19 protein-coding genes are annotated in these 24,350 nt (G+C 37.2%); 4 read left to right on the top strand and 15 right to left on the bottom strand.

All coding sequences use genetic code 11. The annotated features are described in order from the left end of the window. Positions 1 to 76: 76 nt before the first annotated feature. Positions 77 to 949, bottom strand: coding sequence for a succinate--CoA ligase subunit alpha (gene sucD / locus ACLHG9_RS15625; protein ID WP_243361308.1), 873 nt, complete (start codon positions 947 to 949; stop codon positions 77 to 79). Between the two features lie 301 nt (positions 950 to 1,250). Here sucD and ACLHG9_RS15620 point away from each other — a divergent pair, with 301 nt between their 5' ends. Further along, on the top strand, positions 1,251 to 1,664 hold the full coding sequence (locus tag ACLHG9_RS15620; RefSeq protein ID WP_410222434.1) for a hypothetical protein: 414 nt from the start codon (positions 1,251 to 1,253) through the stop codon (positions 1,662 to 1,664). 1 nt (position 1,665) lies between these two features. On the opposite strand, the gene ACLHG9_RS15615 is transcribed toward ACLHG9_RS15620, so the two are convergent. From ACLHG9_RS15615 to ACLHG9_RS15575, 9 genes are all read right to left on the bottom strand, one after another. After that, positions 1,666 to 2,505, bottom strand: coding sequence for a cyanophycinase (locus tag ACLHG9_RS15615; protein ID WP_410222433.1), 840 nt, complete (start codon positions 2,503 to 2,505; stop codon positions 1,666 to 1,668). A gap of 30 nt (positions 2,506 to 2,535) precedes the next feature. Then, entirely contained in the window at positions 2,536 to 3,630 is a 1,095-nt protein-coding gene (locus tag ACLHG9_RS15610) for a cyanophycinase (RefSeq protein WP_410222432.1), read from the bottom strand. A 59-nt stretch (positions 3,631 to 3,689) separates the two neighbouring features. Then, complete coding sequence (locus tag ACLHG9_RS15605) at positions 3,690 to 5,072, bottom strand: RagB/SusD family nutrient uptake outer membrane protein (RefSeq protein ID WP_410222431.1); 1,383 nt, start codon at positions 5,070 to 5,072, stop codon at positions 3,690 to 3,692. Positions 5,073 to 5,083: 11 nt separating this feature from the next. Further along, positions 5,084 to 8,479, bottom strand: a complete 3,396-nt coding sequence (locus ACLHG9_RS15600; RefSeq protein WP_410222430.1) for a TonB-dependent receptor — start codon at positions 8,477 to 8,479, stop codon at positions 5,084 to 5,086. A gap of 33 nt (positions 8,480 to 8,512) precedes the next feature. Continuing rightward, entirely contained in the window at positions 8,513 to 9,697 is a 1,185-nt protein-coding gene (locus tag ACLHG9_RS15595; protein WP_410222429.1) for a FecR family protein, read from the bottom strand. 80 nt (positions 9,698 to 9,777) lie between these two features. Next, complete coding sequence (locus ACLHG9_RS15590; protein WP_410222428.1) at positions 9,778 to 10,359, bottom strand: RNA polymerase sigma factor; 582 nt, start codon at positions 10,357 to 10,359, stop codon at positions 9,778 to 9,780. Between the two features lie 36 nt (positions 10,360 to 10,395). Further along, entirely contained in the window at positions 10,396 to 12,186 is a 1,791-nt protein-coding gene (locus tag ACLHG9_RS15585; RefSeq protein WP_410222427.1) for an ABC transporter ATP-binding protein, read from the bottom strand. 129 nt (positions 12,187 to 12,315) lie between these two features. Next, entirely contained in the window at positions 12,316 to 12,870 is a 555-nt protein-coding gene (locus ACLHG9_RS15580; RefSeq protein ID WP_410222426.1) for a DUF5606 domain-containing protein, read from the bottom strand. A gap of 12 nt (positions 12,871 to 12,882) precedes the next feature. Next, positions 12,883 to 13,341: a peptidylprolyl isomerase gene (locus ACLHG9_RS15575; RefSeq protein ID WP_243361287.1), complete on the bottom strand. Its 459-nt coding sequence runs from the start codon at positions 13,339 to 13,341 to the stop codon at positions 12,883 to 12,885. Positions 13,342 to 13,575: 234 nt separating this feature from the next. On the opposite strand from ACLHG9_RS15575, the gene ACLHG9_RS15570 reads away from it, so the two are divergent. The 3 genes from ACLHG9_RS15570 (at position 13,576) to ACLHG9_RS15560 (ending at position 16,235) form a co-directional block, all read left to right on the top strand. Continuing rightward, a complete protein-coding gene (locus ACLHG9_RS15570; protein WP_410222498.1) occupies positions 13,576 to 14,757 on the top strand; it encodes an asparagine synthetase B in 1,182 nt (393 codons plus the stop codon). 56 nt (positions 14,758 to 14,813) lie between these two features. Further along, entirely contained in the window at positions 14,814 to 15,254 is a 441-nt protein-coding gene (locus ACLHG9_RS15565; protein ID WP_410222425.1) for a VOC family protein, read from the top strand. A gap of 297 nt (positions 15,255 to 15,551) precedes the next feature. Continuing rightward, on the top strand, positions 15,552 to 16,235 hold the full coding sequence (locus ACLHG9_RS15560) for a porin family protein (RefSeq protein WP_410222424.1): 684 nt from the start codon (positions 15,552 to 15,554) through the stop codon (positions 16,233 to 16,235). A 50-nt stretch (positions 16,236 to 16,285) separates the two neighbouring features. On the opposite strand, the gene ACLHG9_RS15555 is transcribed toward ACLHG9_RS15560, so the two are convergent. The 5 genes from ACLHG9_RS15555 to ACLHG9_RS15535 all read right to left on the bottom strand — a co-directional run bounded on the left by ACLHG9_RS15555 (position 16,286) and on the right by ACLHG9_RS15535 (position 24,348). Next, positions 16,286 to 18,283, bottom strand: coding sequence for a putative porin (locus tag ACLHG9_RS15555; protein ID WP_410222423.1), 1,998 nt, complete (start codon positions 18,281 to 18,283; stop codon positions 16,286 to 16,288). Further along, positions 18,283 to 19,098, bottom strand: a complete 816-nt coding sequence (locus tag ACLHG9_RS15550; protein ID WP_410222422.1) for a purine-nucleoside phosphorylase — start codon at positions 19,096 to 19,098, stop codon at positions 18,283 to 18,285. The genes ACLHG9_RS15555 and ACLHG9_RS15550 overlap by 1 nt, the downstream gene beginning before the upstream one ends. Further along, positions 19,070 to 20,122 (bottom strand): tetraacyldisaccharide 4'-kinase, encoded by a 1,053-nt coding sequence (lpxK, locus tag ACLHG9_RS15545; protein ID WP_410222421.1) that lies wholly within the window; start codon positions 20,120 to 20,122, stop codon positions 19,070 to 19,072. The genes ACLHG9_RS15550 and lpxK overlap by 29 nt, the downstream gene beginning before the upstream one ends. 109 nt (positions 20,123 to 20,231) lie before the next feature. Next, positions 20,232 to 23,273, bottom strand: coding sequence for an efflux RND transporter permease subunit (locus tag ACLHG9_RS15540; RefSeq protein WP_410222420.1), 3,042 nt, complete (start codon positions 23,271 to 23,273; stop codon positions 20,232 to 20,234). Between the two features lie 13 nt (positions 23,274 to 23,286). Continuing rightward, entirely contained in the window at positions 23,287 to 24,348 is a 1,062-nt protein-coding gene (locus ACLHG9_RS15535) for an efflux RND transporter periplasmic adaptor subunit (RefSeq protein WP_410222419.1), read from the bottom strand. Positions 24,349 to 24,350 lie beyond the last annotated feature (2 nt).

The following is a 24,350-nucleotide window of genomic DNA, read 5'->3' as shown; positions in this document are numbered from 1 at the left end:
AAAAATAGGAAATAAAGGCTTTTAAACAAAAAAGCGCTCCGTAGTGGAACGCTTTCTATATTTTTCATTGCTAAGCTTATTTTTTCAACAAAGCAGCCATAGCAGCACCAATTTCTGCAGGGCTTTCTACTACCGTGATACCACACTCACGCATAATTTTCATTTTTGCAGCAGCAGTATCATCAGCACCACCAACAATAGCACCAGCGTGCCCCATTCTACGCCCCGGAGGCGCAGTCTGGCCAGCAATAAAACCTACTACCGGTTTAGTACCATGTTCTTTGATCCAACGGGCAGCTTCGGCTTCCATACCCCCGCCAATCTCACCAATCATGATGATGCCTTCAGTTTCCGGATCGTTCATTAATAATTCAACCGCTTCTTTAGTAGGTGTACCAATGATTGGGTCGCCACCGATACCAATAGCAGTAGTAATACCCAAACCAGCTTTCACTACTTGGTCTACCGCTTCGTAAGTTAAAGTACCTGATTTAGAAACTACACCTACATTACCTTTTTTAAAGATAAATCCAGGCATGATACCGATCTTAGCCTCATCAGCAGTGATGATACCCGGACAGTTAGGACCAATTAAACGGCTATCTTTGTCTGAAAGGTAAGATTTTACCGCAATCATATCTTTGGTAGGAATACCTTCAGTAATACAAACAATCACTTTAATTCCAGCCTCAGCAGCTTCCATAATGGCATCAGCAGCAAATGGAGGTGGTACGAAAATAATAGATACATCAGCGCCAGCTTTATCAACCGCATCTTTAACGGTGTTAAAAACAGGTCTGCCTAAATGTTCCTGACCGCCTTTGCCGGGAGTTACACCACCAACTACGTTTGTACCGTAAGCTATCATTTGCTCAGCATGGTAAGTACCTTCGTTACCGGTAAATCCCTGAACAATTACTTTAGAATTTTTATTTACTAAAACACTCATTGTATCTATTTTTTGTGCAAACTTAAGGTAATTGCGATATAATGTCAAATGCAAAATCCAGTTTTTTATATTAACTGCTTCATTGAAAACTTATTTATGCTAAAAAAACATCTGTACATAGCTAAAAGCTTACAAAGTACTTTATTAACAGCGCATATTTACCAAACAAGCATTTGATTTTAAGAGGCGTACAAGTTAATTTTGATTTCTACTAATCTTCATAATTTGCCTTATATTTTACATTATTGAAGCGTTAGATTTACTTTATTTATATTTGCTTATATAATCGGTCCTATTCAGAATGTATAAATTGAGATATATTTTACTTTGCATTGCTCTTTTAGGCTTTAGCTGTAAAAGAGAAAAATTAGACGATCAGCAATTTGTGCAAAAATACCTGATAGGGAAATGGAATACTCCTTTTTATGTGAAAATTGACTTAAAAAACGGAGATACCTTAAAAAAAGATACCGTAAAATTTAAACCTGCCGATACCATTTTTTTTACACCTTCGCAAAAGTTTGTAAAGCATAACGACAGTATCGGTTTTCAAATAGATGCTGCCGGCGAAAACATTACATTTATGACCAATCCCGACAGCACCTGGTATATTCCTTATGTAAGAACCACTTATTTTAAACTAATCCACAGCCGTAAAGTAGTTTCGGGCAACGATACTTTCTACTACAGCATAGAGCAGCAGTTTTATAGATAAACTAAGGTTTGATCTCAAATACATCGCCATTTGTAAACAGGCCAAATTGTACCTGGCTGAACTTAATCAATTTACGATCTATTTTAAGGTTAACAGGCTTCGCTATCCTGATAACCTGACTATCCCCACTTACTCTCGCCTGATTTCCTTTAACTACAATAGCCGTTCCTTCATCTATGCCCACACAGGTAAATGTTGGTTTATCGGCAAGCGCAGAAATTAACCTGTTATAACGGTTTCTTTTGATGAAATGCTGGTCTATGATGGTATTTTGCAATAGTCCCAATCCTTCTGAAAACTCAATATTCTTATCTAAAAGCTGGTTAAACGTTTCTTTGTAATCACTTTCTAACAATTGCTTTCCCGTAATCATGAATTTACTCATAACAGCGGCTCCTGCACTTGTTCCAGCAATGGTAGAACCATTTTTATAGGCTTCATGAATTGCCGTGTAAACAGGTGTATTCAATACCGATTTCATGAAGCGGCTCTGATCGCCGCCCAATATGTAAATTAATCTGGCCTTTTTTAAAGAATCTATCCATTTGCTATCATTCACATCATGTTTAGCAAAATTGAAATTCCTCACTTTTAAATCTGTATGCTTTTTTAACTGTTGATTAATGTACTTAAAACCTGTATCGGGCTCTTCGCTTGCCATTGGCAAAACAATAATATAATCGTTGGCACGAAGCTCAGCGGTATTTACTAAATCCTGAATCAATGCATCAGAACGTGTACCTCCACCAATAATAAACAACTTACCTTTTTGTGTTTGCTGAGAAAAAGCTGAAAAGCTTATCATACTAAAGGCAGCTATTAAGAAATAAATCTTTTTCATACTATCTGTTTATTTGTTTAGGGCTAATATTTATTGTGCCTTTTTATTTAATACGCCGTTACTGATCCACCACCAAAAACGTGTACCGCCTTTAGCCTGATCAATGGCAAAGTTTTTTACATCAAATTCTCCACCTCCGTTTTCTGAAGCTGCAATTTCATATACATCCAAAGCTTTTTCCTGTTGGTTCCAGTTTACTTTATTATTCGGTATAAAATTTTCAGGTTGTTTATTTTTATCTGACCGGATAAAATAAGCGTAACTATAAGGTCTACTGGTAGAATAATCGCCATATACTTTGGCCATACCATTCTGATCAATGCACACTGCTACCCTTTCATCTGCGGCAATGGCATTTGCAGCGATGTTCCAATCTTTTAATATCCTGCCTAAAAATACAGCCGACCTACCCTCTCTGCTTCTGGTAAGGTAATGCTGATCTGTAATTACATTTTCAAGATAAGGAGCTTTAAGAAAGTCTTGCTTGTACAAGGTTACATTAGCATTGTAAGGGTTTTCTAAAGCTTCAGCAGAAGTAAGCCCACCTGTTTCCCCGCTAAAATAAAAAGCTCCCAAAATGGCGCATCCAGCACTTGTACCTCCTACAGGGGCTTTCTTTTCTGTCAAAAGATAATTTAATGCTTTATCTACTTTTGTACCTTTCCAGTATCTCATATAATCAGACTGATCTCCACCGGCAATAAATATCATTTCTGCATTGCGTATAATATAGGCTACGGTGTCATTATTGGCCAATTCTCTGCTATTAATCAACAAAGTTTCTACTGAATTTACATTGCCTAATCCGTTGATATAGCTGTTATAAGCATCTGTACCAGATGCCCTCAAAATAACTACATCACCGCCCCCGCTTTTTTCAATCATCCATTTAAAAGCAGCCGATACATCTGTTCCGCCTCCCATTAAGACCATGCCTCCTGTTACGGTCTTGTTTACATTAGCTGTATCGCCTACGATACCTATAGATGCTGGCCGTTTTTTTATATTTCCAATTCCGTTATTACCATTTTCTGGTTTTGTGCCCGGTTTGTTTTCATCCGATTTACCGCAACCATAAGACACACCACATAAAAGCAGTAAAAAAGCCACTAATATTCTTCTCATATTGATTTTTTAAATAGGTACTGTAAATGTTCATCCCGCTAAGCGGGATGAACAACAGATTAGTAGTCAGGGTTTTGTTTTGTATTTTTGTTGATCAGCATTTCTTGTGCTGGTATAGGGAAAGCATACTGGGCTTTTGTTGGCAATAATTCAACAGCTCCTGATGCATTTACCGCATCTGCTGCCAGCCTCTGAACCGGCATACTTCTTCTTCTCAGGTCATAAAAACGATGTCCTTCAAAAGCAAGCTCTTTAAATCTCTCCGCATAAATCGCTTCTATAAGTGCATTTTTATCTGCAAAATTCTGATCGGTATAGCCATTAATTCTTGCAGCCCTAAGCGTATTGATATCACCAGCTGCATCTCCTGAGGATTCTGCTCTTGCTTCGGCTCTGATCAGATACATTTCCCCGGTTCTGTAAAGTTTAATATCAGTTAAACCTGGTGCAGTAACTGTACCTCCTATGTATTTATTGACAAGATATTTTGATTTGGTACCTGTACGCGTAGCGTCATATTTAATATAGGCGGTATAACGTAAATCATTGGCCTGATCAAATGTATTGATTAATTTCTGAGCCGGTGCATACAATACAATACCCCCTGTTTGTCTATAATAAAAATCGCCCACTCTCGAATCGGTAGTCCCTACACGTTTTGCCTTCCAAATGATCTCACTGTCATTAGCATCTGTCCATAATCCCGGGAATTGTGCCTTTGTTGCCAATGGAAAAGCATTGATCACTTCTGTAGCATATGTAATGGCATCGCTCCAGTTCTTTTCATATAAAGCAACCCGAGCCTGTATAGCAGAGATAGCCGTTTTGGTGATACGTGTTTTATCATTAAAAGCAGAAGGCATCAATGGTTTAGCTTCTACCAAATCGTTTTTAACTTCTGCTATTACCTGTTCGAAATTTAACCTTGCTGGGTAAATTACGCCAGAGCTCTTCATATAGGGAATACCCAAGGCTCCGGTTTCGTACTTAGCCGCATAATTACGTAACAGCTCAAAATGAAAATATGCTCTAAGACCTAATAATTCTGCCTTGTAACGGTTAGCCAAAGCAAGATCTCCTGATGCTATTTCTAATTTGCTCATGCCTTCAAGAACTCTGTTAACTCTGTCTATGCCTCTAAAATACTCATAATAAAGCGAGGTAACAGAGCCAGAACTGGCATTGTATAACCATCTGAAAGCATCGCTGTTTCCAACTGTATTTTCAGTTGGGTACATGGCTTCATCTGATACGGTTGAAACAAGGCTTATAGGTGTATAATCTACTACTGCGTATGCCCCTATGATACCCATATTCACATCATTGAGATTTCTGTAGGCTTTATCAGGTGATATACTATCTGTTGGCACTAAATCTAATTTAGCACATGATATTGTTAAGATTAACAAAGAAAATATAACGCTATATAATTTGTTTTTCATTGCTATCGTAATTAAAAGTTAACATTTAAACCTGCTGTATATGTTCTGGTATTCGGATATTGAAAACGACCATATATGGCATTATTTTCAGGATCAAGACCTCTCCATTTTGTCCAGGTATACAGGTTTTGGCCTTGTACAAATATTTTTACGGCTTTGATAAAACCTGTTTTATTAAGAAGTTGCTGAGGAACCGTATATGAAATATTCACATTTCTCAATCTCAAGAATGAAGCATCCTGGATATCTTTTGAGGTAAAATTTCTCGGAATATCAAATCGCTGTAAGATGGCATTGTCTCCGGGTTTTTTCCACCTATCATTTAACATCCTTACCGTTTGATTACTGGTTGCATAGCGCTGATTTTCGTTATAAAAATCTTCGTTGTTCCAACGCATTACATTTGATACAAAAGAGAATAAAGCAGAAGCTGTAAAACCTTTATAGCTTAATGAGGTATTAAACCCGCCTGTAAATGTTGGATATAAACTTCCGGAGTTGGTATTATTTTGGGTAGCCGCATCATAAACCGTAGTAATACTACCATCCAGTTTATAATATTGAGCCTCTCCTGTTTGCGGATTAACCCCTGCCCAATCTGGCGCATAATATGTACCCACAGGGTAACCAACTTTATAAACACGAGTATCGCCATCAAGTAATAAATCAGCTAAAGGAGTAAGGTATAGTATCTTATTTTTGTTATATCCGGCATTTACTCCCACAGACCAGGTAAAAGTGCTGTTCTTGATCACATCTCCATTAATTTCAAACTCTATTCCTCTGTTACGCATTTTTCCGGTGCTTAAAGGTAAAGAACCTCCTGCACCAGCACCAGCAACTGCAGAAACCGGTTGATCAAAAAACATGTTGATCGTTTTTCGATTGTAATAATCAGCTGATAATCTTAGTCTTTTTGATTTGAGCAAGGACAGGTCAAAACCTATGTTTAATTCATATACATATTCCCAATCATAATCTGGATTACCTATTGCTGATGGCCTTATTCCAGCAACACCGCCGTAAGTAGTGCCCACAAACGTTGGAAGATAAGAAAAATCACCAGACAATGGACTGGCTGTTTTTCCATAACTGGCACGTAGTTTTAAGTCTGATATAAATTCTGCTTTCTGCATAAAATTTTCTGCTTTAGCATTCCAGCTTGCACCAAATGAATAAAATCCTTTCCATTTGTTTTTAGGGGCTACTTTTGTTGACCCATCATAACGATAACTGGCATTAAGTGTATAGCGGTTATCATAAGTATATCTGCCTATACCTATTACTGAGGCCAATGCACTCTTGGTTTTACTACCTTTAATGGCGGGTAAAAAGGTTGAACTTGAGGTTACTCCGGCTGGCGTTTCAGGCAAACGTCCGTCTATGCCATAAGCATCAAATCCAAAAGATGAGAAATTATTATAAACATACTCGTAATAACCTGCCAGTTCCACATCATGTTTAACATTAAATGTTTTATTGAAAACTAAACCCGAAGTAGAAATAATATTAAAATTCCTGCGACTAACATCTGTAAGCCTGCCTTTTCCACCCAAAGTATTGGAGTTACTCCTTGAACCATAATAAGAATCAGGATTGATAAAGGTCTGATCTGCTGAATTACGGTAATCGATACCTGCTCTCGTTGTAATTTTTAATTCGGGTAAAATCTGGTATGCAAAAGAGGTACTGATAATGGTTTTTAATTGATCCGTTTTATCAGATGAGTTGTACAGGCGTTCAAGTCCCTGGCTGCCCTCTCTCTGATCTAAAATAAAGTACTTAGACTGGTTACCGGGATGGATTAGCGTTCCATCGGGTGCATAAGGATATTCGTAAGGCAGCGCATAATACACCGATGCCATTGCCGTACCAGCTCCCGTTCCCCCTTCTCCTTCTGTAAAACTTGATTGAGAATAACCTAAAGATAGGTTTACATTTCCTGAAAACTTGTTATCATTAAAATCGACATTGCTGCGTAAAGCATACCTATCCATACCGGTACGTTTAGCCACGCCATCTTGTTTGTAATAGTTTAATGAATTGTAAAAGCGGATTCTTTCATTACCCCCACTGATACTTACCTGTTGTTCCTGGAACTTACCTGTCTGGAAAAACATATCTCTCCAGTCTACATTGATATGCCTTAAACTATCTAATATACGATCGGCATTAGCTCTGAAAGTAGGTGTTCCTGAGATATAATTAGGGTTTTTAGATGAGTAAGTCCAGCCAGGCCCCAGATTTCTGCCATAATTTAACCCTATTTCTTCCTCAAACTGAAGTCTTTGGCTTGTGTTCATCATCTCAAAATTTGGACGACTTAAATTAGAGAAACCGTATTGTGAGTTATAATTGATAGATAAAGCTCCGGATTTTCCCTTTTTAGTTGTAAGTATGATTACACCGTTTGATCCTCTTGAACCATATAAGGCTTTAGCCGAAGCATCTTTAAGTACCGAAGCACTTTCTATGTCTTCAGGATTTATCGTTTGAAAATAATTACCTTCAATAGGTACCCCGTCTAAAACATATAAGGGTGTTGACGATCCGTTTACACTACCTATACCCCTGATTACCACAGCAGCACTTTGCCCTGGTTGACCAGAAGTAGAAATTACACTCATACCCGGAACACGACCTTGTAAAATCTGATCTACCGTTAAACCCGGAACCTGATTAATTTTATCTGCACTTACGGTTGATACTGCTGTCGCAGATTGCGACCTGGTGTAATTGGTATATCCCGTAACAACCACATTTGCCAGGGTATTGGTTTGTGGGTTAAGTTTAATGTTTCCTAATTGTGTTTTTGCCTTAACTTCTCGTTCTTCGTAGCCAATGTAGGAAATTACCAGTATGGCTTGCTCATCTATGTTCTTTAAAAGAAAATTCCCCTGATTGTCTGCAATTACCGCAACAGAGCTTCCCTTTACACGTACAGAAGCTCCAGCCATGGGCAATCCATTTTCATCTACTACTGTACCCTTTACATCAATATTGGTCACATCAGTTAGCAATAAGGGTTTGATTAAAATTGTATTGGCCTTGATTTCAAAATCAAAAGGCTGGGCTTTTAATGCCAAAGTAAGTACTTCTTTAATATCGGCCTCTTTAACCGAAATATCTACCGGTTTTGATTTTTGCTGTAACAGATCTAGGTCATATAGAAAAAAATATCCCGTTTGACGTTTTATTTCTTTAATAACCTTTTCTAAAGGCATGTTCTTTTGGTTAATAGTCACTTTCTGTGAAAAAACCGCCGCATTTAACTGCAAACAAAAAATGGTAAAGAAAACAATAGTTAGTTTCATCACTCTTAATAATTTAAGGTTAACAATCTTTCTAAAATTGTAAGTAAGAGGATCAGCGTTTGCTTGATGATTTTTTAGGTAATCTTTTAGCATGTGATTTGGTTTTGGTTGTTGATTTGTATTCTATTATCGAGTTTGGTTTATGTACAGTTTTCGGTCTTGTGTAAGTTCAAATTCAATGTTTCCTGTTAACGACAGCATATTTAACACTTCAGAGAGGTTAACTTTACGAGATATTACGCCATTAAATCTCTTATTAGGTATATTTTTCATATCTGCGTCTATATTATACCAGCGTTCTAATTGTAGGAGGATAGATTGCAGTGAGGCATTGTTAAACCTAAACAATCCATTTTTCCAATCTATTTCATCTTCTACATTTACGGGATATACCTGTATCTGGTTATGTGTTAAACTTGATTGATAAGATGGGGCTAAAACTTTTGATACATTTCCATTAGAAACTCTAACACTTCCTTCTGCAAGTGTAGTTCTTATAGCAGCATCATAACTATTAATGTTAAAATGTGTTCCTAAAACTTCCACCTCCTGCTTATTGCCTGACATTAATGAACTGGATTTTACAATGAAAGGGTGCACTTTATCTTTTTCCACTTCAAAATAACCTTCTCCCTGTAATTCTACTTCGCGAGTTTTTCCGTTAAATGCCTCCGGAAAGCGTAAAGAGGATAAAGCATTTAGCCATACCTTAGTACCATCAGAAAGGATAAGCTGAATCTGATTGCCTTTTCTGGTTTCTATAGTATTAAAGCTATATGAATCTGACGATCCAGCATTAATAGCTTTTACTTTATATACCAGTTGCCCTTCTGCATTGCTAGAGATGCTCAAGCGATTATCATTTAGTAATTTTTTACGGTTGTTTTCATTTAAAGCAATGGTTTCTCCGGTTGATAGTGTTAATAACGCAGCATCTTCTCCGGGTAAAACATCTAGTTTACCTTTATATACCACCAAAGGATTTACCTGTAACTGCTTTTGGGTGTTCAGATAATGGAAAGCTGCTGCTGTTATGCCCATTAATAATACAATTGCTGCAGTGTACTTTTTCCAATCAAGGTTTTTTACAGCTTTACGTGTTGTTTTTATACGCGATTGAATGGTATTGAGGGCCCTATCTTCCAATTGCGCTAATTCTTCATCACCCAACGCTTTTTCTGCACTTTCTTGAGCATCAAGAAAACTGTAATAAGTTTCTATGAACTTAACCTCAGCCTTGGTCGCTTTTCCGTTAATGTATTTATTAATAATCTTGCGAAGTTCTTCTTCTGAATCAAAAAAAGTGCTCATGATACATGGGTTTATATACTATGTACCATATGTAAGCATTTATCCCGCTTTTTTTAGAAAAAAGAAAAAATAATATGTTATTAAAGTAAAAAGAAAACAATAACCAATAACAGAAACATATTGGTTATCCTCAATTTTAATAATTTTCCGGCCGCGGCCAACTGATTTCTGACCGTCTTTTCTGAAATATCAAGTGTAGTCGCTATCGTTTCAACCTTTAATCCATCCAGATAATACATCTCAAAAATCTGCCTTCTTTTTTTAGGAAGAGTTGCTATAAAAAGCTCAACAATTAACTTAACTTCTTTTTCCAGAACTGTTTCGTCTGTTTTTAAGGGAGAGATGATTTCTTCATCAAAAACATTAAAAAACTTACCTTTTTTGCTATCCCTACTAATGAATTTAAGTACTTGGAACCGCACTGCTGTATGCAAATATGCCAATGGCTTTCTTAGATCCAGCTCATTTCTTCTGTTCCACAGATCTACGAAAACATTTTGTATAATATCCTGGCATTGCTCTTTTTCTGGCAGCCTTTTGTAAGCTGCATTAAATAACTCTTTCCAATACTTATGATAAATTTTGACAAAAGCATTTTCATCGCCCTGCTTAAGCAAGGCAAAAAGGGTTGCATCGTCATTATTTTCAAAATGAATTTTCAAAAGGGGTTAGTATTTAACCAAATTTAGTTATTTATACTAATCTTTTGCAATCCCTACAGATGAAAACTGCAATTCATAAAGCTTTTTATAATAGCCATTTAATTTTAAAAGCTCTTGGTGCGTTCCTTTTTCCTTGATTTCCCCTTTGTCTAAAACAATGATCTGATCGGCTTTTTGTATAGTTGATAGGCGGTGCGCAATTACAATAGAAGTACGTCCTTGCATAAGGTTTTCTATGGCATGCTGTATCATCAGCTCTGTTTCTGTATCTACAGATGAAGTAGCTTCATCTAATACCAAAATGGCAGGTTTATAAACCAATGCCCTGATAAAAGAAATCAATTGTGCCTGCCCGGCAGAAAGCGTTGCGCCACGCTCCATCACATTGTAATGATAAGCTCCCGGCAGACGTTCAATAAATTCATGGGCACCTACTTTCTTTGCAGCCTGTATCACTTCATCTAGAGAAATATCAGGATTATTTAAGGTAATATTGTTAAAAATGGTATCGGAGAACAAGAATACATCCTGAAGTACCGTAGCTATTTTACTTCTCAGATAGCTTAGTTCATACTGTTTTATATCAACATCATCTATGGTAACAGTACCTTTTTGAGTTTCATAAAACCTGTTCAGGATATTGATAGTTGATGACTTACCTGCACCTGTAGCACCTACTAAAGCAACGGTTTGCCCAGCTTTTACCTCAAAGGTGATATTTTTTAAGGCATATTCGTTCTCTGCCACTTCTGTGTCCTGATTGTAGCTAAACCATACATTACGAAATTGGATATGCCCGTTAAGATGTCCCGGTTTCAATGTGCCCTCATTAACGGTTGTTTCCTGAGTATCTAATACGCTGAATATACGATCGGCACCCACCATACCCATTTGCAGAGTATTAAATTTATCCGCCAGTTCCCGTATTGGCCTAAACAGCATATTAATGTACATGATAAAAGCTGTAATTACACCTGGCTCTACATCTAAAGGCTTTAGCAATACATTTTTAGATCCGTACCATATCAACAAACCTAAAGACATGGCCGAAATGAGCTCTACAACTGGAAAGAAAATAGAATAATACCAGTTTGAACGGATGTTCGCATCACGATAGCGAGTATTGATCTCTTCAAATTTTTTATACTCCTGCTTTTCGCGGGCAAAGTATTGTATAATGGCAATACCGCTGATATGTTCCTGTAAGAAAGTATTAAGATTGGAAACCTCGGCTCTTACTTCTTGAAATGCTTTTTTTATGGCCCGCTGAAATATACGGGTAGCGATGATCAAAAGTGGCATAGGGAGCAATACCACTAAGGTAAGTTCCCAGTCTATGTAAATCATTACCCCAATGATTACGATCACCTGCAACATATCGCCAATCATAGCAATCAATCCTTCTGAAAAAATATCGGCAATGGTTTCGAGATCAGAAACAGTTCTGGTAATCAACTGTCCTATAGGAGTTCTGTCAAAATATTTTAGCCGCAAACTAGAAATATGATTAAACACATTTATACGCAGATCTCTTATAACCGACTGACCTAAAGTATTAGTAAGTAAAGTATGCAGGTATTGAAAGACAGTTTGCAGCAACAATAATACAAGAGCCAGGATGCTCATTTTAATCAGACCATTATAATCGGCCTTTAAAATATATCGATCTAAAGTATAACCTACCAAAAATGGTCTTACCGGAGCCAAAGCCGCTAAAATTAGCGTTAGTACTACCGACCATACAAAAATGCTTTTATAAGGTTTTACATACGTAAATACACGCTGCAATAAATTTACATTAAAGGCATCTCCGGTAACTTTAGACATGAGCTAAGAAAGGATTAAATTTTAATGGGATATGTTTCAAATTTAAGGTAAAAGCTTAAAAAGAAAAAGGTATCCAGAAATATATTAAACATTTACCGGATACCTTAAGCTCTATAATATGATTGGGTATTAAACGCCTTTTTTGCTGGTCATATTAGCTTTTTTAGCTGGTGCCGAAGCTTTAGTTGTTGGTGCTTTAGCATTTGCAGGTTTTGCTTTTGGTGCTTTAGCCTTTGTTTCTGCCTTAGCTTTTATTTCTGATTTTTCTTCAGCTTTTGAAGCTTCAGTTGTTTCTTCTACTTTCTCAGTAAATAATGGCAGATCTTTTAACTGGTTATACCATGCCAAGATTTTTTTCATATCAGAAGCATACACCTTTTCCTGATCATGACCAGGTGCTACTTCCAGGAAAAATTTTCTTAGCGTAGTACCATCGGCCTTTGCATCAGGTACAGCTGTTTTGGTTTTTGAAATAGCTTCCAGAACATCAGAAAGTTTTATTTCTTCTTCTTCACCATAAACCGTAATATCTTCCAACGAAGCTAATTTTGTATTAGCCAGGTTCGCAACAATTTTCAGTTTTTGCTCATCAAGACCTTCTAAAACATACCCTGCTTTATTTTGACCAATTAGTTTAAATAATCCCGGTCTGCCAGAAACAGCTACAATTCCTCTTAAATTCATATGATTTGGATATTAATCTTCAATTACTTCAATCGTTAAAATTCTGTCACCTTGACGAATGTCATCAACAAGGTCAACATTTTCAACCACTTTACCAAAGCAGGTATGGTTTCTATCTAAGTGAGCTGTATTATCTCTGCTATGGCAAACAAAGAATTGTGAACCTCCTGTATTTCTTCCGGCATGAGCCATAGATAAAACACCTCGGTCATGATATTGGTTATCACCTGTTAATTCACAATCAATTTTATAGCCCGGGCCGCCTGTACCTGGTATGCCTGTAGCACCTTCTTTAGAGTTTGGACAACCGCCTTGTATTACAAAATTAGGAATTACACGGTGAAAAGTAACTCCGTCATAAAATCCTTCTTTAGCTAGTTTTTTAAAATTGGCAACTGTGTTAGGAGCATCTTTTTCATAAAACTCCACAGTCATGTTACCTTTTTCAGTTTTTATAATCGCTTTACTCATAATCTTTTTTTAAGGTTTCAAATTTAGCAATTTGCCTGATATATGCCATCAAATAAAAACATCATCATATCATTTAATAATTTTTAACGTTTTTAACATACATTAAATTTTAAATACGGCCTTTTTACGTTATTTTTAGCTTCATACTTTATCATGGTTTTTAAAAAATTAGGTTTATGGCTGTTCTTTATGACTGCCGCTGTAGTAGCAAAGGCTTCTTCTATCCTTATTCATATGGATGAAGACCAAAAAAATCACCTTAAAGCTTATGGTATTGCTTATTGGACCATTAAAAATCAGTTAGAGGTTGACTGGTTACTCAATTACCGGGGTGGAAGCTTTCTGATCAAATATGCCAAATCTGTTGAAGATGAATGCAAGATCAGAGGAGTTTCTTATGAAATTTTAGCGGATGGTAGGGTGACTTCCATTTTAAATGAAATTAACAAGCCCGATGTTAACATGGAAATGGTGAAACTTGAAAAAGCACCAAAAATTGCCGTTTACTCGCCTAAAAGCAAATTACCCTGGGATGATGCTGTAACTCTGGTGCTTACTTATGCCGAAATTCCCTACGAAGTAATTTATGATGATGATATCTTAAAAGATAAATTGGTTTCATACGACTGGCTGCATTTACACCATGAGGATTTTACAGGTCAGTACGGAAGGTTCTGGGCCGCTTACCAGAATGCAAAATGGTACCAAGATGATGTAAAATACCAAGAAGAAGCTGCCAAAAGGAATGGTTTTAAAAAAGTGTCTGAGATGAAACTGGCCGTAGCCAAACGCATTAAAGAATACTGCGTGGGAGGAGGTTTTTTATTTGCCATGTGCTCTGGCACAGACAGTTTTGATATTGCTCTTGCAGCCGAAGGTGTAGATATTGCAGACCGAATGTTTGATGGCGACGGTGTAGATCCCCAAGCTCAAAGTAAATTAGATTATAGTAAGACCTTTGCTTTTACTGATTTTAGGTTAGACATGAATCCTTATAACTATGAGTTTGCCAATATTGATGTTACACAAACCCGCAATTTTAACCCAACCAACGATTTCTTTACCTTATTTGATTTCTCTGCCAAATGGGATCTGGTTCCTACCATGCTTACACAAAATCATGAAAGGATAATCAAAGGTTTTATGGGACAAACTACCGCTTTTAGAAAGCGTTTGGTAAAACCGAGTGTTACCGTTATGGGCGAAAATAAAGCTGGTGAAGAGGTGCGTTATTTACATGGTGAAACCGGAAAAGGTCAATTTACTTTCTACGGCGGACATGATCCGGAGGATTACCAACATCAGGTTGGCGACCCGCCTACCGATTTGAGTCTACATCCCAATTCGCCGGGCTATAGGCTCATTTTAAACAACGTGCTTTTTCCGGCAGCTAAAAAGAAACCTCAAAAAACCTGATCGTAGTTTTTCTATGAAACTTAAAAAATTTAAAACAATAATAAAATCTTAGAACCATGGCTACTGTAAATGTTTACTTAACTTTTGAAGGAACTTGCGAAGCTGCATTTAACTTCTACAAATCTGTTTTTGGTGGCGAATTTGCTCATATTGGTAAATTCAAGGATATCCCACCAAGCGAAAATATGCCACCGGTGGCTGATGCTGATGCTGAAAAAATCATGCACGTTAGCTTGCCCATCAGTAAAGAAACTGTATTAATGGGCAGCGATACAGCAGGCGAATGGTCTGGAACGCTTACCGTTGGAAATAACTTTGCCGTATCTATTAATGCTGAGAGTAAAGCAGAAGCGGATAAATTATTTAATGGCTTATCTGCTGGCGGTAAAATAACCATGCCTATGGCAAATACTTTCTGGGGTGCTTATTTTGGTATGTTTACTGATAAATTTGGCATAAGCTGGATGGTAAATTTCGATGAAATGCCTCAAAAATAAATTCTGATTTGACAGGTATTCAAAAAGGAAGATAGTCTGTTTTTTTTTGAATACCTTTTACGCTTAGGTCTCTTTATCTCGCTCTTGTTTTAAGATTATTTTAGCTCGCTGCTTAAATTCTGACCTGTTTTAAGCACTATATCCGCAAATTAGCACGTCGCTCAAAAAACTTTAAAAACACACTGAAAACCAGAACTTTAAAGCAAAAACACACAAATTAATCTCGTTTTTGGCACAGCTTTTGGAACTTGCTTACTGTTTTAATATTTAAAAAATTAGACATCAAAACAGAAAGTTATGAAAAATTTAATTGTAGCGTCAGCATTTACGTTTCTCTCAATAGGGGCCTTTGCACAAACCAATAAAATGTCGGGAAACGATGCCCGCTTTGGTGTAAAAGCAGGGGTAAATTTATCAAGTTTAAAATATAGCGGAGAAAACGCTGGCCAGTTAGATCAGTATTCAAAAAATATTGTGGGCTTTAACGTTACTGCTTATGGCGATTTTGGTGTAGCCAATAACTTCTTTATCCAGCCAGGCATTTCCTTACAGAACAAGGGTGGAAAAATAGAAGGAAACATATTTGGTGGTACCGGTAAAATAGAACAAAATGTAATGGCTATTGAGGTTCCGGTAAATGCCGTACTTCGCATTCCTACCGGTGACGTAGGTGCATTTCAGATCAGTGCAGGTCCTTATGCGGCTTTTAATATTTCAGGTAAATACAAAAACAGCGTAACCGGATCATCCTCTACTATTTCTGGCGACAGAGATATGAATTTTGGAAGTAAAAACTCTGATGATATGAGCAGCATGGATTTTGGAGCCAACTTTGGTTTAGGTTATCGTATTGCTTCAGGTTTTTCTATAGGTGCAAATTACGGTTTAGGTCTTAGCAACTTAATTCCAAGTAACCAAAAGTCAAATGACAATAAAGTAAGTAACCGCGTATTGGGTTTTACCGTAGGTTATTCATTTTAAGATTTGTTAAAGCAATAAAAAGCAGACCAAATGGTCTGCTTTTTTTATTATTAGTCGTAAAAATTCCAGCTTACCCCTACCTTAAATAACCTGTCGGGCATTGGGTACTGGTTAACCGTATAATATCCTTTGCTAAATACGCCTTGGTTTACATATTCATACTTTGCAAAAAGATTAGCTCTTCTCAAACCCGCTTTTATCCATACATCTGCTACCGGTTTTGACCCGAACACCACATTATCGCCATTATAAAACTGTGCAACTGCCGGAGCGTAAGATTTGGCTACATAGGCTGAGTTATATCTTACATCGAAACCAATTTGTGTTTTCAGGGTTTTAAAAAAGGTCTGGTCTTTATAGATACTTGCAAAAGCATAAAACTCAGGCGTTCTTAAAATATTAGCATAATCTGTTTTCTGGTATACGCCGTAAACATCAAAATGAAAACTTCCTAAGTTTGTGCTTTTACCTAAATTGATCTGCAATAAACTGATGTTTCCACTTTCTTGTGCCGGATTAATCACATTAGGTGCCGTTTGCACGAAATAAGTATAATTTGAAATGAGGTAATAAGATGCTTTTGTATCAAGACCAAGTAATCCATTTATATATCTGAAAGAAAAACTGGCTGTTTTAGTTCTATCCAGGTCTTTTCTAAAATCCCAGTTATAATAGTTACTATTGTAAAAGGTGTAGATACTTTCAGGAGATTTGTTCTGGATATAAGCATCCATAATAATTTTACCTGCTTTATTGCCTATATCTATATTAGACTTTGCTTCATACAGAAAATCTCCCGCATACCTGCCCTGAAAGATCTGTTGTACGTCTAAATTCAAATCGATCTTATTGCTAAATCTGTAACCTAAAGCCCCTAATAAGGTAAGGTCTTGGAAAGTGGTTTTATAGTCAAAAAATGATGTTTTATCTTTCTTCAATACAGACTGTCCAAAGCTATAGTAATTATGCCTGATACCTGCATCAATCTTTAATTCATTTTTAATGAAAGAACTTGATTTAGATCTTAGAAAAAATGAATACACAAATTCATTTTGTAACTGTTTTACAAAAGTAGTATCGTTGGTAAATACCAGATCTCTTGCTGTGGCAGGCAATACCTTAAACTCATCTTCCTCGTCTTTTTTAAAGTTATACGAGTTTGTATTATAAATCAGTGTATAGGATACCTTATTGGTTGGTAATATATTTTGCGAATTCTGGGTTTGCGTACTGTCTATCCGACCCACAAAATAATCCTGCTTAATCATAATGTTGGTATTTCTGTACAATTGCTTAGCCGTATTTAATTTTACCGGTTCAGCCTTTTTGCTCACCAAGTTATCGCCTTCATACGCAAATATATCTCCTTTTACTACCCCTCCATTTTCCTGAGCTTTTAATGTATTAAAAATCACATCGGCCAGCAGGTTATAGCGTTTGTTAGGCGATTGATACCAAGTAAAGATCGCAGCATTCAAATCATCTCCCCGTTGATGGGTATAAAATCCATTAGCCCCTATACGATTGAAGTTAGCTCCAAAATTCCAGTTACGCTTGATGTTTTGAGAGTGTATGATTTTAAGGGTTTGTTCATTATCAGATGCAGCCGTGTAATTTAAACTGGTAAACGGTGATCTTGCCCTGTAAAACTTAACATCATCATGCGTAAGCTTATAAAAATCAAGCGCATGAAAACCTGCATCAAAACCTATATTTTTTGAGGGCATATACAACATGGGTGCTGCCGCCAAACCTAAAACACCCGTACCTACCGTAGGCATATACGGTTGTTTAATGGGACTAAAATTCTGGATACCTGCCAATGTGGTATCAAGAGGTATGGTTTGCACACTATCTCTCATTAATTTGAGTGTAGTGTACCTGATATATTTTGAATTAAAAATAACCGTATCTTTTCCTGCTTCTTCCTGTTTTCTTAAAGAATCTAATTCTTTGTTACGTCCCACAGAAGTTTTCAGATCCTGTGCCTGCACATAACCAGCGCTTATCATAAGCAAAAGAATAATAGATGCAATGTGTTTACGCATTATAAACCAGATATAAGCTTACTTAAGATAAAGGTCATTTTAGGTTCGGCTTTTGCCGCTGTTTCAATAATTTCTTCTACGCTTACCGGCTTAAGATCGGCAGGAAAACCTTCATCCGTTAGCACAGAAATAGCAAAAACAGGTAACTTCATATGATTAGCTACAATTATTTCGGGCACAGTACTCATACCTACCGCATCACCGCCAATTACTCTCAAATATTTGTATTCTGCCCTGGTTTCAAGATTTGGCCCGGTAACGGCTACATATACCCCTTTATGGCATATTATATTTGCTTCTTTGGCTATCGTCAATCCTTTTTCAATCAAATCATGATTATAAGGCTGGCTCATATCCGGGAAACGGGGACCTAAATTGGTATGGTTTAATCCTCTTAACGGGCTTTCGGGTTGCAGATTGATATGATCGTGAATGATCATCAGCTCTCCTTTTCTGAATTCAGGATTTAAAGATCCCGCAGCATTTGATACAAATAAATGTGTAATGCCCAGCAGTTTCATAACCCTTATAGGGAAGGTAATCTGCTGCATGCTATAACCTTCATAGTAATGCAGCCTACCCTGCATGGCCACTACTTTTTTGCCATTCAACGTACCAAAAATAAGTTTTCCTGAATGGAATTCAAGCGTTGATATCGGGAAATTAGGAATGCTTGAATACATGATACTGTGCGCAACATTTATCTCGTTTACCAAAGCACCTAATCCTGTACCTAAAACAATACCTACCTCAGGTGTAAAATCTCCTATTTTATGTTTAATGTATTTAACTGAATCTTCTAAAGCTTGCAACATAGTTTAAAATTTTTTGATCAAACGTCTGTTTATCCTCTTCTTGCACAACCATGCTTATAGGCAGGTAGTAAACAGGCAAATTTAACAGTAAATCTCTTAAATTATTATTTAATAAACGCTGGGCATCCTTTTCTGTTGTAATTATTATTTTTTCCTGAGCAGGATTTTGTTCAAATGCCTTAACCAGCCTGTTTATTTCATTTAGGGTAAAGTTATGGTGATCTGCATATTTAAAATGGTGCAGATTAACCGGGAATTTATTTAAATATTCTACTAATGGATTGGAGTTGGCTATAGCCGTTAGTAAAAATACTTCTCCGCCAATGCTTTTATCATACACGTCTTTATTGAACAAATGAATTGGTTTTTCATAAGCAATACCCGCAAAAGCAAGGTTTTGATTACTGGCAAGTTCAAATTTATGTGATACAGCCAGTTTTAAGTTTAATGACGACAGAGGCGGACATTTTGTTACCAGTACACTGTCTGCTCTTGTTACCCCATCAAAAGTTTCTCGCAGGTTTCCGGCTGGCAGCATAAATTGAAAGCGACTAAGCCTGTCAAATTCAAAAAGCAGAATACTGAAACCGGGCTTTACCTTTCGGTGCTGAAAAGCATCATCCAGTAAGATGATATCGTGTTTTTCTTGCAATAAAGAAATTCCTTTAATCCTGTCTTCGCAAACAGCAACCGTTACCTGTTTAAATTTATGGTAATACTGCATAGGCTCGTCACCAATGGTAGCTGCCGTTGCATGCTCATCGGCTAAAATAAACCCATTTGTTTTACGCCCGTACCCTCTGCTTAAAATCGCAATTTTATAAGTACTTAAAAGGTTAACCAGATATTCTGTTGCCGGTGTCTTACCCGAACCCCCTACAGCCAGATTGCCCACACTGATTACCGGAATATCGAAACTAACTGATTTAAGCAGGCCTTTATCGTACAAGTAATTTCTTATTGTTGTAATTAGACCGTAGATAAATGAAAAGGGCAGAAGAATTAAACGTAAATATTTTAGCATGCAGGTTTCAAAAGTAAATAATTATTTGATGGCAATGAAACAAAAAAGCCATCCCCAGTGGCCAAAAAATATTACCTGACCGGTGATGGCTTTGCTTTTAACAGTTTGCCTATATTTTGGGCGGCATCAATTTATAAACCACCGGCGTTACTATTCTCGACAATAAAGTTGAGCTGATTAAACCGCCAATCATTACAATAGCCAATGGCGATATCAAAGGATTACTTGACATAGCGATAGGCAGCAAACCTCCTATTGCGGTAAAAGTGGTTAAAATGATGGGTAGAAACCTCACCTCACCTGCTTCTTCAATCGCTTCGTTCAATCCTTTACCTTCGGCTCTCAATTGATTGGTAAAATCTACCAAAAGGATGGTATTTTTCACTTCTATACCCGCCAGTGCAACAATACCAATGGTAGCCACAAATGACAATGAATTTCCGGTAACCAAAAGTGCCATAACAGCACCTACTATGCCTAAAGGAATAACCGAAAGTACAATAAGCGTGCTCTTAAAGGTTTTGAACTCAAGCACCAGCACCGCTATAAACAAGAATACTGTAATCAAGATGATGCTTCCAAAACCACCAAAAGATTGATTACGACTTTCTACCTCTCCGCCCATGGCAAATTCATAACCTTTAGGCAGTTTCATTTTCTGCATTTGTGCTTCAACCTCTTTAATTACACGATCGTTTAAATAACCACTTTTTACAAACGCGTTTACAGAGGTAGTTCGTTCTTTATTCTGGTGGTTGATGCTAATAGCAGAGGCTTCCAATCTTAAGGTTGCAATTTGTGATAAAGGAACAGAAATACCCTGATTATTATTCACATATAAATTTTCTAAAACTTTAAGTGTAGGATTTGCAGGTCTGCTGGTAGTTAATATAATACTGTAATCATCGCTGTTTGCATTAGGGTTTACAAATTTTCCTACTTCAACACCGGCTAAAGCCATACGCACAGTACGATCTATGTTAATGGTGGCAATGCCCAAAGCATTGGCCTTTTCTTTATCAATTTCTACTTTAATATCAGATTTTAGGTTTTTAAGTGGATTGTTTACATAAATAGTTCCTTCTGTTTGCTTTAACAAATTTTCTACTTTTGCCGATAAATGACGTAAGGTGTCTAAATCATCGCCAAATAAACGTACTTCTACCGGCGAAACAATGGGCTGCCCCTGTTCAAAGTCTTTTACTTCTATTTTGGCCCCTGGATAGGGCGACCATTTCTTACGAAGATTTTCTATGAGTTCTACCTTTTTATTGGCCTTTATATCATCTTTTAAAAGAACAAATATTTCTGAAAAATCTGATCGCTCATTTTGCGGTAAAACATTATAATAAATCCGGGGATTTCCTTTACCCACATTTGTGGCAAAATATTTTACCTCCGGAATGGTTTTTAACTCTCGTTCTATTTGGCGGGCTATTGAATCTGTATATTGTAAATTAGATTGTAAAGGTGTAGAGATATTAATCAGAAACTGTGGCTTTTCTGATGAAGGAAAAAGGCTGAAACCGATAACCGGTATCAATGCCAATGATCCGCCAAAAATTACAACCGCAACAATGATAGTCACTACAGGTTTATGCAAGGCTTTATCTAACAACTTAGCATAAGTTCCATGAATTATTTTTTGCAGGGTTTTTAAAACAATGTTTCCCGTAGGGTCTTGATGTGGTTTTAAAATCTTGCTCGATAAGAACGGCACAATGGTCAGTGCCACAAACATGGAACCGAGTACCGAGCTCATTACAGCTACAGGCAGACTTCGAATGAATTCACCTGATGCCTCAGGCATAAACATTAGCGGCATAAAAGCAATAATAAGTGTTGCCGTACAGCCAATAACCGCCAAACCTATTTGTTTGGTAGCTTTAAAAGTTGCTTCTATGCGACTGTGCCCCTCCCGCATCCACCGTTCTATATTTTCTACCACAACAATGCTATCATCAACCAGCAAGCCTAAAGAAACCACTAAGCCTACAATACTCAATTGGTTTAAGCTAAAGCCAAATAAATTAACCAGAATAATGCCAATAGCTAAAGACAGGGGAATAGAAACCATTACCACAATGGATGCCCTTGTGCCTAAAGGCAACAAAGTAATTAGTACCAAGGTAATGGCAATCATAAAATCTACACCCAGACCGCTTAATCTTGTATTTACATTTTCAGCCTGATCAAACATTACCTGCATATCTATATTATGTGGCAAGGTATTTTTAAACTGATTGATTGCCGGTAAGTATTTCTCTTGTGATTGCGATATATTGCTTCCTGATTTTAAAGCCGCCACTACAAATACACAACGATAACTATTTAAGCGGGCAAGGTGCTTATCCTGCGAATAATCAAAATAAACATTGGCAACATCTTTAAGCATGATATTTTTACCCCCAGCGCTGAATACAATGGTATTTTTAATCTCATCTATATTCTGATAATTGCCGCTCGTTTTAATATTAAATGATTTATTACCTGCATTTACACTACCTCCCGGGATATTGGCTACCTCGCTTTGAATTGCATTAGCAATAAAGGTTATAGGCAATCGCAGCTGAGCCATTTTATCGAGATTTAAATCTACCCGGACTTCCTGATCGGGCAAACCCACAATAGCTACATTTTTTAAGGTGGGAACCTTTTCAAGTCCGGTCTGCAATTTTTCTGCAGCTGTTTTAAGATGATTTCTCGATGCATTCTGAGAAATCAGTGCGATTTGTAGCACATTAACATCAGAGGGACTTACTTTCTGTACTTCGAGACTGTAAATCTCTTTGGGCAGATTTGCCCGTTCAATATTGATCTCTCTGATTAGCTCCTGATACTTGTTCTCTACATTTACATTGTATTTATATTCTACAAAAATTACCGCTAAACCATCTCTAATTGTGGTTTTGATACTTTTTATATTATCCAATCCATAAATCCTTTTTTCAAGCGGTTTAACCACCAACTCTTCCATGTCTTTAGGACTGGCTCCCGGATAAACTGCCACCACCGGAAAATTGGGCGCGTTCATATCAGGATCTTCAGCACGTGGCATATTCAATACCGTTGTAATACCCAATACCAGTAACATGAGCATGATGATAAGGGTGAACTGGTAATTTTTTACGGCATATTCAGATATCTTCATTTTCTGTTTAAGCTTAGTTTAACACCTTGATCTTTGAATTGTCTTCTAAATAAGCACTACCTGAAACAATGATTGCTTTTGCCTGGCCCAATCCTCCGGTTATGACCACTCTGTTTTGCTGTAAAGCTCCCAGAGAAACCTTGATTTTCTTTGCCGTGCGCTTATCATTGGTAATAAAAATATACCCTTCATTTTCATTGGCATCTAAAAGTGCATCGTAAGGAATACTGTATTGAGTAAGCGAGAGCGTTGGAAAAACTTTGGCCTTACCAAACAAACCGCTTGCCAGTCCCTTAACAGCAGCATCCTGCACTTTCAATTCAATGCCGAAAGTTCCGTTTGAGGGATCTATGCTTTCCGCTTTCCTGCTTAATATGGCATTAAAAATTTTACCCGGTAACGCATCTGTGCTGATCTCTGCTCTATCTCCTATTTTTAAAGCAGCCCATTGTTTATCACTCAAACCCGCTTTTAAAATCCAGTTGCTCTGTCCCGCCCCGTTAACCTGCAAAACCGGAGTTCCCGGGCCAACTACCTGACCTTCGTTTGCTATTTTTCTAAGGATATATCCGTTTTTCTGTGCTCTTATTTCGACATAGCCCACATTGATATTGACTGCATTTAACTGTTGTTTTGCAACATCCAATGCAGTTTTGGCATTTTGCATCTGTTCTAAGGTAGCTACGCTGTCTCTGAACAGTTTTTGCGCTCTGTTATAATCGCGTTCTGCCTTTTGAAAAGCCAGCTTAAGTTGATTGGCCTGTGTAGAAATTTCATTCTCGCTCACTGCGGCCAGTAATTGTCCCTTACGTATCGCATCTCCTTCTTTTACATAGATTTTTTTGATGACTCCACCGTTTTTAAATGACAGAATAGTTTCATCATCAGTAGAAAATTGCCCCGACACAGTAATGACCTGTTTAATATTTTCTGTTTGCAAGGTCTCCACCTTTACGGGAATAACATCTCCGTTATTCATCATGCTCTTACTTTCCTGAGCGTGCCTGCAGGCCAGACTCGTTAACATAGCCGTAACTCCTATGGCATAAAGTCTTTTATTTGTGATTGCTTTCATGA

The sequence above is a fragment of the Pedobacter sp. genome, assembly GCF_046462515.1.
GTDB lineage: Bacteria > Bacteroidota > Bacteroidia > Sphingobacteriales > Sphingobacteriaceae > Pedobacter.
The sequence above is the reverse complement of the archived record's forward strand: the minus strand, read 5'-3'. Positions and strand labels throughout refer to the sequence as shown.